This is a genomic window from Actinomadura sp. GC306 (assembly GCF_004348665.1).
Taxonomy (GTDB): domain Bacteria; phylum Actinomycetota; class Actinomycetes; order Streptosporangiales; family Streptosporangiaceae; genus Spirillospora.
On sequence record NZ_SMKM01000221.1, the window covers coordinates 1 to 11,317 of the forward strand.

General features: G+C 73.3%; 7 protein-coding genes and 1 pseudogene. All 8 read left to right on the forward strand.

The window, feature by feature from the left end; all coding sequences use genetic code 11:
* The first annotated feature begins 41 nt into the window (after nt 1–41).
* Complete coding sequence (locus E1200_RS25050; RefSeq protein ID WP_243708823.1) at nt 42–737, forward strand: VIT1/CCC1 transporter family protein; 696 nt, start codon at nt 42–44, stop codon at nt 735–737.
* A 70-nt stretch (nt 738–807) separates the two neighbouring features.
* Entirely contained in the window at nt 808–1,599 is a 792-nt protein-coding gene (locus tag E1200_RS25055) for a hypothetical protein (protein WP_131954534.1), read from the forward strand.
* 619 nt (nt 1,600–2,218) lie between these two features.
* Complete coding sequence (locus tag E1200_RS25060) at nt 2,219–3,265, forward strand: hypothetical protein (protein WP_131954535.1); 1,047 nt, start codon at nt 2,219–2,221, stop codon at nt 3,263–3,265.
* Between the two features lie 268 nt (nt 3,266–3,533).
* Nucleotides 3,534–8,117 (forward strand): glutamate synthase large subunit, encoded by a 4,584-nt coding sequence (gene gltB, locus E1200_RS25065; protein ID WP_131954536.1) that lies wholly within the window; start codon nt 3,534–3,536, stop codon nt 8,115–8,117.
* 17 nt (nt 8,118–8,134) lie between these two features.
* Nucleotides 8,135–9,598, forward strand: coding sequence for a glutamate synthase subunit beta (locus E1200_RS25070; protein WP_131954537.1), 1,464 nt, complete (start codon nt 8,135–8,137; stop codon nt 9,596–9,598).
* Nucleotides 9,599–9,690: 92 nt separating this feature from the next.
* Nucleotides 9,691–10,200, forward strand: coding sequence for a helix-turn-helix transcriptional regulator (locus tag E1200_RS25075; protein WP_207933533.1), 510 nt, complete (start codon nt 9,691–9,693; stop codon nt 10,198–10,200).
* A gap of 35 nt (nt 10,201–10,235) precedes the next feature.
* Entirely contained in the window at nt 10,236–10,688 is a 453-nt protein-coding gene (locus E1200_RS25080; RefSeq protein ID WP_131954538.1) for a VOC family protein, read from the forward strand.
* A 259-nt stretch (nt 10,689–10,947) separates the two neighbouring features.
* Nucleotides 10,948–11,317 (forward strand): annotated as a pseudogene (locus E1200_RS25085) (hypothetical protein); the annotation flags it as partial.

Below are 11,317 nucleotides of genomic sequence, written 5' to 3' on the forward strand. Positions count from 1 at the left end.
GGCTTCGGTGGTGCGGCATGGCCGGCGGTAAGAGCGGGGGGATGCCGGAGCAGCACCACCGGCACCGCGACGTCACCGGCGGCTGGCTGCGGCCGGCGGTGTTCGGCGCCATGGACGGCCTCGTCTCCAACTTCGCGCTGATCGCCGGCGTGGCGGGCGGGCGGGCGAGCCCGGACGTCATCCTGCTGGCGGGGCTGGCCGGCCTGGCCGCGGGCGCCTTCTCGATGGCCGCCGGGGAGTACATCTCGGTCGCGTCCCAGTCGGAGCTGGCCGAGGCGGAGATCGAGGTCGAGCGGCGGGCGCTGGCCCGGTACCCGGTGGCCGAGCGGGAGGAGCTGGCCGGCGTCTTCGAGGCGCGCGGCGTCGACCCGGAGACGGCCGCGGAGGTCGCGCGGCAGCTGTCCGAGGACCCGGAGGAGGCGCTGGAGGTCCACACCCGCGAGGAGCTCGGGGTGACGCCGGGCGATCTGCCGTCCCCGACCCTGGCCGCGGGTTCGTCGTTCCTGTCGTTCGCGGTCGGGGCGCTGCTGCCGGTCCTGCCCTATCTGCTGGGCGCCTCCGCGCTGTGGCCGGCGGCGGTCATCGCGGCCGCCGGGCTGTTCGGCGCGGGCGCGCTGGTGGCCCGGATCACCACCCGCCCCTGGTGGTACGGCGGGCTGCGCCAGCTGCTGTTCGGCGCCGCCGCCGCGGTGATCACTTACGGGGTCGGCGCGCTGATCGGCACGAGCGGCGTGTGACGGCCGAGCGAACTGGATAAAACGCCCGTTCCGTCCCGCGTGGGCCGACCGGACCGCTAAGCTCCGGGGCGTGATCGAGGCTCGTGACACAGGTTCCCCCGAGGCCGCGCGCAAGGGCCGCGGTCGGGACTTCTGGCCGGCGGACAAGCCCGGCCGCAAGGCCCCCAGTCCGAAGCTGCTGCTCGGCGCGGCCGCCGCGCTCGTCGCGGTGGTGGTCGCGGTCGTCGCCGTGGTGATGTTCACCGGCGGCGAGGACGCGCCGCCCGGCAAGCCGCTGGTGCCGACGGCCTTCACGCCCGATTTCAACGGCGAGGGCTTCCAGCAGATCGCCGACAGGTCCGCCGACCGCCGCGAGATCACCGCGGCCGAGGCGGCGGCCGCGAAGAAGCTGCAGTCCGGCAAGTACTCCTTCACGCTGGCCCGGTCGGAGGTCACCGCGGACTGCAAGGCCGCGGCGTGGGGCACCCGCCTGCAGGGCGATCTCGCCAAGTTCGGCTGCACGCAGATCGTCCGGTCCGCGTACGTGAGCGCCGACAAGAAGCACGTCGGCCAGTTCGCCGTGGCCAACATGAAGAACGCGCAGGGCGTCACCCAGATCCTGCGCGACCTGCAGACCGAGACCGGCGCCGGCTGGCTGAAGCCCCTGGACGCCAAGGGCGTGCCCGCGTTCGGCTCCGGCTTCAGCGCCGCCTACGCCAAGTCCTACGGCCACTACGCCGTGATCACCTGGGTGGAGCGCGCCGGCGGGGGGCAGCCCGCCTCGCTGAACGAGCTGATCGACGTGAGCCTGGTCATCGAGGGCGCCGCGGACTTCCTCTACGGGCGCCTCGACCTGGCCTCGAACGCCGGGGCCGGCCAGTGATCCGGCGGCCTGCGGGCGTGTCAGCGGCCCGCGGGCAGTAGTCTGCCCCGCTGTGGACCCCGATGAACCCCGCAGCGGCGGCCCCCGGCGCCGGCCGATGAGCCGCCAGGGCCGCCGCCAGCCGCCGCAGCGCAGGACGTCCCCGGGACGGCTGGGCGGCCCGCGCCGCCCGGACCCGCCACGCCGCCCGTCCCGTCCCGTTCCGCCGCCCCGCTCCCCGTACGAGGATGATCCCGCCTACCACGAGCCCGCCTACCACGAGCCCGCTTACCAAGAACCGGCCTTCCACGAGCCCGCCTACCACGAGCCGTCCGACCGGCCCGGAACCCCTGGCCGCCCGGACGCCACCGGCCAAGGCCGCCCCGGAGCCTCCGGCTACGGCGGGCCCCCCGCTCCGCTGGGCATGGCCCCGGCCTCCCGGGGCGCACCGGGCCACGGCGGGACGCAGCGCTACGGCGGCCCCGCGGACCCCGGCGGGGCACAAGGCCGTCCCTGGGCTCCGGGCTACGGCACGGGACCGGTCCAAGGCGGAGCGCCGGGTTTCCCGGTCGCGGCCGGCCATGGCGGTATGCGAGGCCATGGCGATGCGCCGGGCCACCGCGGAGGGCAGGGCCATGACATGCCTCCAGGACCGGGCCGCCCGCCCGGACCCGGTGGACAGAACGCCTATCCGGACGCGTGGGGCCATGACGGTTTCTCCGGTTCCGGGGGAGCGGCGGGGTACGGGCCGGGGTTCGCCGAAGAGGCGGGCCATGACGACGGCGAGAGCGACTACCACGACGGGCCCGCGCCGTCCCCCGGCGAGGGCGGCGGGCGGAAGGCGAAGAAGACCGGGAAGAGACCCGGCAAGCAGGCGAAGCGGCGCGGGGGCGCGGGGAAGCCTCCGGCCCCGGGAGCCGGGCGGCCGAAGGGCGCGCCGGGCGGGAAGGGGCCGAAGCTCTACTTCGGTGCGGCCGCCGTGCTCGGGCTGGTCGTCCTGCTCGGCTTGGGAGCGGTGTTCGTGCTGCGCGGGGACGACCGGCCCGAGGCGGGCGGGGGCGGCGCCGCCGGCACGCGGATCGGGACGCCGGCGGAGACCGGCGTGTCACCCGCGTCCTACTCCAGTTCGGCGTCTTCGGCGGCGTACTCGGGCATCGCGTCCCGGAAGGCGGACCCCGATCCGCTGACGATCGAGGAGGTCTTCCCCTCCGCGGCCGCCAAGGTGGCGGTTCCGGACGGCGACGTGCGGGTCAGGCTGCGCGCCAAGCGCCTGGACGGCGACTGCGCCGACGCCGTGTGGGGCGCGACCGTGGCCGAGGTGCTCGGCGAGGGCGGCTGCACGCAGGCGGCGCGCGGCATCTACTCCGACACCCGCAACGGCTACGGGCTGGCCGTCGCGGTGTTCAATCTCTCAACGTCGGCGGAGGCCGACCGGTTCGTCGCGGCGCTGGAGAAGACGATCGGCGGGGGCTTCGTCCGGCCGCTGGAGGCGCCCGCCCCGCTGGACGGCTTCGGCCGCGGCTTCGGGATGGCGCGCGGCCTGGCCATGGGCCACTTCGCCGTGGTCACGTGGGCGCAGCGCCTGGACGGCAAGGGCGACGCGGAGGACGAGACGCTGCTGTCGCTGCTGATCGAGGGCGGCGAGAACCCGGCGGTGCTGGGCCGCGCCGCCCGCTCGGCGGACTGACGGCGGCACGCAATTTTTCGGTAAACCGGGCCGGCCGGGTGATGATCGTCACCGCGGCCGCGGCCCTTCCCACCGGGGATCGAGCCGGTAACCTGGTCTAAACCACTGTGCGATGACGCTCCCGCCGATCGGCGCCCGGAAGTTTCGCGATCTGTGACACTCGGGCATGATCCCGGCAGTGATGTAATGTCATCTCACCGCAGAAGGGCCAACGCCGTCCCGGACTGCACTGACACCAAGCAGTGACACGACGACGACGGGAGGGTTGATGGCTTCTGCTGCCTTCACACCTGATGCCCGCACATCTGTTGCCGGCGACGCCCGGCCCGGACCGCAAGGGCTGTACGACCCCCTGCACGAGCACGACGCCTGCGGCGTCGGGATGGTGGCGGACCTGCACGGCCGCAAGAGCCACGACATCGTGCAGAACGCCCTGACGGTCCTGCGCAACCTGGACCACCGCGGCGCGGTGGGCGCCGAACCCGACGACGGCGACGGCGTCGGCATCCTCGTCCAGCTTCCGGACGCGTTCTTCCGCGACGTCTGCGACTTCGCGCTCCCCGGGCCGGGCGCCTACGCGGCCGGCATCGCGTTCCTGCCCGCCGCCGGCGACGAGCGCGCCGCCGCGGTCGCCCACGTCGAGACGCTCTGCGCCGAGGAGGGCCTGACCGTCCTCGGCTGGCGGGAGCTGCCGCACGACCCCGCGTTCACCGGCCCGGCCGCGCGCCGCGTCATGCCGCACTTCGCGCAGCTGTTCGTCGCCGCCGCCGACGGCGGCCCGCACGCGGGCAAGACCGGCCTCGAACTCGACCGCGTCGTGTTCTGCATGCGCGAGCGCGCCGAGCAGGACGTGCGGGTGTACTTCCCGAGCCTGTCCAGCCGGACGATCGTCTACAAGGGGATGCTGACGACGCCGCAGCTGGAGCCGTTCTTCCCCGACCTGTCGGACCGCCGCTTCACCAGCGCGATCGCCCTGGTCCACTCGCGGTTCTCGACCAACACCTTCCCGGCCTGGGAGCTGGCCCACCCGTACCGGTTCATCGCCCACAACGGCGAGATCAACACGGTGAAGGGCAACCGGAACTGGATGCGGGCCCGCGAGGCGCTGCTGAAGTCCGACCTGATCCCCGGGGACCTCTCCCGGATCTACCCGGTGATCGACATCGAGGCCAGCGACACGGCGTCGTTCGACGAGTGCCTGGAGCTGCTGCACCTCGGCGGCCGGTCGCTGCCGCACGCGGTCCTGATGATGATCCCCGAGGCGTGGGAGAACCACGCCGAGATGGACGCCGACCGCCGCGCGTTCTACGAGTTCCACTCCACCCTGATGGAGGCGTGGGACGGCCCCGCCAGCGTCAGCTTCACCGACGGCACCGTCGTCGGCGCCGTCCTGGACCGCAACGGGCTGCGGCCCGGCCGGTACTGGGTGACCGACGACGGGCTGGTCGTCCTCGCCAGCGAGGCGGGCGTGCTCGACATCCCCGCCTCCAAGGTCGTCCGCAAGGGGCGGCTGCAGCCCGGCAAGATCTTCCTGGTGGACACCGAGGCCGGCCGGATCGTCGAGGACGACGAGGTCAAGGCCGAGCTCGCCGCCGAGCACCCGTACGGCGAGTGGCTGCACGAGGGCCTGGTCCGGTTCGAGGAACTGCCGCGCCGCGAGCGGGAGATCCCGACGCACGAGACGCTCGTCCGGCGCCAGCAGACGTTCGGGTACACCCTCGAAGAGCAGCGGATCATCCTGTCGCCGATGGCGAGGACGGGCGCCGAGCCGATCGGGTCGATGGGCACCGACACCCCGATCGCGGTGCTGTCGGAGCGCCCGCGGCTGCTGTTCGACTACTTCAAGCAGCAGTTCGCGCAGGTCACGAACCCGCCGCTGGACGCGATCCGCGAGGAGCTCGTCACCTCCCTGCAGTCCACGCTCGGCCCGGAGGGCAACCTGCTGGAGCCCGGCCCGGACTCGTGCCGCCGGCTCGTGCTGCCCACCCCGATCCTGGACAACGGCGAACTCTCCAAGATCATCCACATCGACGACGAGGGGTCGCTGCCGCACCTGCACGCCCACGTCGTGCACGGGCTGTACGACGTCGCCGGCGGGGGAGAGGCCCTGGAGGCCCGCCTGGAGGAGATCAACTCCGAGGTGAGCCGCGCCATCGACGCCGGCGCCCGCATCATCGTGCTGTCGGACCGCGGCGCCGACTCGGCCCGCGCGGCGATCCCGTCGCTGCTGCTTACCGGGTCCGTCCACCACCATCTCATCCGGGAGAAGACCCGCACGCGGGTCGGCCTCGTCATCGAGACCGGCGAGGCCCGCGAGTGCCACCACATGGCGCTGCTCATCGGGTACGGCGCGTCCGCGATCAACCCCTACCTCGCGATCGAGACCGTCGAGGACCTCGTGCGCGGCGGCGTCATCCAGGACGTCCCGGCGGAGAAGGCCGTCCGGAACCTCGTGAAGGGCTACGGCAAGGGCGTCCTGAAGGTCATGTCGAAGATGGGCGTGTCCACGGTCGCGTCCTACACCGGCGCGCAGATCTTCGAGGCGATCGGCCTCGGCGAGGACGTCGTGTCCCGCTGCTTCACCGGCACCACGTCCCGGCTCGGCGGCGTCGGCTTCGACGTGCTGGCCCGCGAGGTCGCCGCGCGGCACGCCCGCGCCTACCCGCCGGGCGGCAACGAGCTGCCGCACCGGACGCTGGAGGTCGGCGGCGAGTACCAGTGGCGCCGCGAGGGCGAGCCGCACCTGTTCAACCCGGACACGGTGTTCAAGCTGCAGCACGCCACCCGCACCCGCCGCTACGAGATCTTCAAGGAGTACAGCGCCAAGGTCGACTCGCAGGCCGAGCAGCTGATGACGCTCCGCGGCCTGTTCAAGCTGAAGGACGGCGAGCGGCCGCCGGTGCCGATCGAGGAGGTCGAGCCCGCCGCGGAGATCGTCAAGCGGTTCTCCACCGGCGCGATGTCCTACGGGTCGATCTCCGCCGAGGCGCACGAGACCCTCGCGATCGCGATGAACCGGCTGGGCGGCAAGTCCAACACCGGCGAGGGCGGCGAGGACCCGGCGCGCTTCACCCCCGACGAGAACGGCGACCTGCGCCGCAGCGCGATCAAGCAGGTCGCGTCCGGGCGGTTCGGCGTCACCTCCGAGTACCTCACCAACGCCGACGACATCCAGATCAAGATGGCGCAGGGCGCCAAGCCCGGCGAGGGCGGCCAGCTGCCCGGCCACAAGGTCTACCCGTGGATCGCCAAGACCCGGCACTCCACCCCCGGCGTCGGCCTCATCTCGCCGCCGCCGCACCACGACATCTACTCCATCGAGGACCTGGCGCAGCTCATCCACGACCTGAAGAACGCCAACCCGGCGGCGCGCGTGCACGTCAAGCTCGTCGCCGAGATGGGCGTCGGCACGGTCGCGGCGGGGGTGTCCAAGGCGCACGCCGACGTCGTGCTGATCTCCGGGCACGACGGCGGCACCGGCGCGTCCCCGCTGACCTCCCTCAAGCACGCCGGCACGCCGTGGGAGCTCGGCCTCGCCGAGACGCAGCAGACGCTGCTGCTCAACGGCCTGCGCGACCGCATCGTCGTGCAGACCGACGGGCAGATGAAGACCGGCCGGGACGTCATCATCGCGGCGCTGCTCGGCGCCGAGGAGTACGGCTTCGCGACCGCTCCGCTCGTGGTGTCCGGCTGCATCATGATGCGGGTCTGCCACCTGGACACCTGCCCGGTCGGGGTCGCCACCCAGAACCCGGTGCTGCGGCAGCGGTTCAGCGGCAAGCCCGAGTTCGTCGTGAACTTCTTCGAGTTCGTCGCCGAGGAGGTCCGCGAGCACCTGGCGGCCCTCGGGTTCCGGTCGCTGGACGAGGCGATCGGCCACGTCGAGATGATCGACACCCGCGACGCCGTCGAGCACTGGAAGGCGTCCGGGCTGGACCTCAGCCCGATCCTGCACATGCCGGCACGCGCCGGGGGCGCCGCCCTGCACCGCGTCACCGAGCAGGACCACGGCCTGGAGAAGGCCCTGGACAACACGCTCATCCAGCTCGCCGAGGGCGCGCTCGCGTTCGGCGACAAGGTCACCCTCGACCTGCCGATCCGCAACGTCAACCGGACCGTCGGCACCATGCTCGGCCACGAGCTGACCAGGCGGCACGGCGGCGCGGGCCTGCCCGACGACACGATCGACGTCACGTTCACCGGCTCGGCCGGCAACTCCTTCGGCGCGTTCGTGCCGCGCGGCATCACGCTCCGGCTGATCGGCGACGCCAACGACTACGTCGGCAAGGGCCTGTCCGGCGGGCGCCTCACCCTGCGCCCGCCCGCCGACGCCGGGTTCGCCGCCGAGGAGCAGATCATCGGCGGCAACGTCATCCTGTACGGCGCCACCTCCGGCGAGCTGTTCGCCCGCGGCATCGTCGGCGAGCGGTTCTGCGTCCGCAACTCCGGCGCCACCGCCGTCGTCGAGGGCGTCGGCGACCACGCCTGCGAGTACATGACCGGCGGCCGCGCCGTCATCCTCGGCCGCACCGGCCGCAACCTCGCGGCCGGCATGTCCGGCGGCATCGCCTACGTCCTGGACCTCGTGCCCGAGCGCGTCAACGGCGAGATGGTCGACCTGGAACCGCTCGGCGCCGACGACCTCGGCTTCGTCCGGGACGTCGTCGCCCGGCACCTCGCCGAGACCGGCTCCCCGGTCGCGCGGCGCCTGCTGGACGACTGGGACACCGCCGGCACCCGCTTCACCAAGATCATGCCGCGGGACTACCGGCGCGTCCTCGACGCCATGGCCAAGGCCGAGGCCGAAGGACGCGACGTCGACGAGGCCGTCATGGCCGCGGCGCAGAGCTGAGAGAGGGGGACTTCCCTATGGCTGACCCGAAGGGTTTCCTCACCGTCGGGCGGGAGCTCCCGAAGCGGCGCCCCGTCGACGTGCGCATCAAGAGCTGGTCCGAGGTCTACGAGGACTTCGGCCGCGACCGCCTGGAGAAGCAGGCGAGCCGCTGCATGGACTGCGGCATCCCGTTCTGCCACCAGGGCTGCCCGCTCGGCAACCTCATCCCCGAATGGAACGACCTCGTCTACCGCCGGGACTGGCAGGAGGCCGCCGAGCGGCTCCACGCCACCAACAACTTCCCGGAGTTCACCGGGCGGCTGTGCCCGGCGCCGTGCGAGAGCGCCTGCGTCCTCGGCATCAACCAGGACCCCGTCACCATCAAGCGGGTCGAGGTCGAGATCATCGACCGGGCGTTCGCGGAGGGCTGGGTCCGCCCCCGCCCGCCCGCCGTCAAGACCGGCAAGAGCGTCGCGGTCGTCGGCTCCGGGCCCGCCGGCCTCGCCGCCGCGCAGCAGCTCACCCGCGCCGGCCACGACGTCACCGTCTACGAGCGCGCCGACCGCGTCGGGGGCCTGCTCCGCTACGGCATCCCCGAGTTCAAGATGGAGAAGCGGCACCTCGACCGGCGCCTCGCCCAGATGCGCGCCGAGGGCACCGACTTCAAGACCTCGGTGAACGTCGGCGTCGACGTCACCGCCGACGACCTGCGCGCCCGCTACGACGCCGTCGTCCTCGCCGGCGGCGCCACCGCCTGGCGCGACCTGCCCGTCCCCGGACGCGAGCTCAACGGCGTCTACCAGGCGATGGAGTACCTGCCCCCGGCCAACCGGGTGCAGGAGGGCGACTACGCCGAGTCGCCGATCTCCGCGAAGGGCAAGCACGTCGTGGTCATCGGCGGCGGCGACACCGGCGCCGACTGCATCGGCACCGCGATCCGGCAGGGCGCCGCCTCGGTCACCCAGCTGGAGATCATGCCGCGGCCGCCGGAGTCGCGCCCCGGCACCCAGCCGTGGCCGACCTACCCCATGCTGTTCAAGGTCGAGAGCGCCCACGAGGAGCTCGCCGACCTCGGCGGCGACCGCGTCTACGCCGTGTCCACCACCGAGTTCGCCGGGGACGCCGACGGCAACGTCCGCGCCCTGCGGCTCGTGGAGGTCGGCGGCCCGGAGACCGGCTTCACGCCCGTCGAGGGCACCGAGCGGGAGATCCCCGCCGACCTGGTCACCCTCGCCATGGGCTTCCTCGGCCCCGAGCGCGAGGGGCTCCTCGGCCAGCTCGGCGTCGACCTCGACCAGCGCGGCAACGTCGTCCGCGACGCCGACTACCGGACGTCGGTGGACGGCGTGTACGCCGCCGGGGACATGGGCCGCGGCCAGTCCCTGATCGTGTGGGCCATCGCGGAGGGACGCGCCGCCGCCCGCGGCGTCGACGCCCACCTCACCGGCCGCACCGACCTGCCCTACCCGATCCCGCCCACGGCGCGTCCGATCGCCTGACCGCCCGATCCGCCGGCCGGGCGGCGAAGGCCCGGCGTGAAGGCCCCGGAGGCACGCCGCCTCCGGGGCCTTCGATGTGCCAGCATCGACACATGGGAACCGCGCCCACCGTCCCGAGCAGCGCCGTCCCGGACACCGCCGCCCCGGGCACCGTCCCGGACACCGCCCTGCTGCGCCGCATGCGGCTGGCCCGCGACACCATGGACCGCGACTGGGCGCAGCCCCTCGACGTCGCCGCCGTCGCCGCCCGCGCCGGCTACTCGCGCTACCACTTCGTCCGGTTGTTCCGGGAGGTCTACGGCGAGACGCCCGGCGCCTACCTCGCCCGCCGCCGCATCGAACGCGCCCAGGACCTGCTGCGCAACGCGAACCTCACCGTCACCGAGATCTGCATGCTCGTCGGCTTCAGCAGCCTCGGCACGTTCTGCACCCGCTTCAAGCGCGAGACCGGCATGACCCCCACCGAGTTCCGCGCCCGCGCCCGCACCGCCGGCGCCGCCGCGATCCCCGGCTGCTTCGTGCTGCTGTGGGCGGGCGGCTTCCGCGCGGACGGCCCAGGCGCCGCAAATATCGAGAAGGCGGCCCCGCCGCCGCCCTCCTAGGGTGGACGAAACACCTGATCAGAAGGGGAACCATCATGATCACGAAGCTGGGGCTCGCCACGGTCTGGGTGCTCGACCAGGACTCGGCCAAGCGGTTCTTCACCGAGAAACTCGGCCTGGAGGTCCGCGACGACATGACCCTCGGCGAGGGCGGCATGCGCTGGCTCACCCTCGGCGCCGAGCAGCAGCCCGACCTCAGCCTCACCCTCATGGTGCCCGGCCCGCCCAGCATGGACCCCGAGTCCGCCGCGCAGATGAGGGCCCTCATCGCCAAGGGCGTCCTCGGCGCCGGCGCCTTCACCACCGACGACTGCCACGGCGACTACGCGGCCATGTCCGCCAAGGGCGTCGAATTCCTCCAGAAGCCCGAAAAGCGTCCCTACGGCATCGAAGCCGTCTTCCGCGACGACTCCGGCTGCTGGTACAGCCTCACCCAGCCCTTCGACAAGCTCGACGAGACCGTCCCCTGGAACGACTGCGTCACCTGACCGGCCCGCCCGGCGACACGGCTCCGCGGCCCGACTTGTGGTCCCGGACCACGTCGGCTACGGTCCCGCCAAGGCTCCCGATGCGGCGACCGCCGGGCCACGCCCGCCGCGCCGCCGCGGGCCGGGCGCTCCCGCCCCCGCACGCGGGACGACAGCGGTCCGGCCACCCACCGCTGGGGTGGCCGGACCGACCGCCCCCTCCCGCAGGTGTCCGTTTCCTGCAAGACCGGCCCGGAGCGGCCGCCCTAAGGTCGGCCGCATGAACGTCCTGGACCACTCCCACCTCACCCGCGCCGCCGACTTCATGCGGCGCAGCGCCCGCCTCATCGACCGGCACCGGTTCGCCCTCCACTTCCGCGGCGGACCCGCCGGCCCCGTCCTTCAGGCCCTCCGCGCCTACGAGAACCCCGACGGCGGCTACGGGCACGCACTCGAACCCGACCTGCGCGGCGAAGGCAGCCAGCCCGTCGCCACCCAGCACGCCCTGCAGTTCCTGCACGAGGCCGGAGCCGACGACGACCCCGCCGTCACCCGCACCGGCGACTACCTCGCGTCCATCACCCGCGCCGACGGGGGAGTGCCGTTCGTCCTGCCGACCGTCCGCGACACCCCGCACGCCCCCTGGTGGC

Bases quoted from the DNA above. Each gene is read 5' to 3' on its own strand.
- E1200_RS25080 (WP_131954538.1), top strand. From the start codon at position 10,236: ATGATCACGAAGCTGGGGCTCGCCACGGTCTGGGTGCTCGACCAGGAC.
- E1200_RS25075 (WP_207933533.1), top strand. From the start codon at position 9,691: ATGGGAACCGCGCCCACCGTCCCGAGCAGCGCCGTCCCGGACACCGCC.
- E1200_RS25060 (WP_131954535.1), top strand. From the start codon at position 2,219: ATGCCTCCAGGACCGGGCCGCCCGCCCGGACCCGGTGGACAGAACGCC.
- E1200_RS25050 (WP_243708823.1), top strand. From the start codon at position 42: ATGCCGGAGCAGCACCACCGGCACCGCGACGTCACCGGCGGCTGGCTG.
- E1200_RS25070 (WP_131954537.1), top strand. From the start codon at position 8,135: ATGGCTGACCCGAAGGGTTTCCTCACCGTCGGGCGGGAGCTCCCGAAG.
- gltB (WP_131954536.1), top strand. From the start codon at position 3,534: ATGGCTTCTGCTGCCTTCACACCTGATGCCCGCACATCTGTTGCCGGC.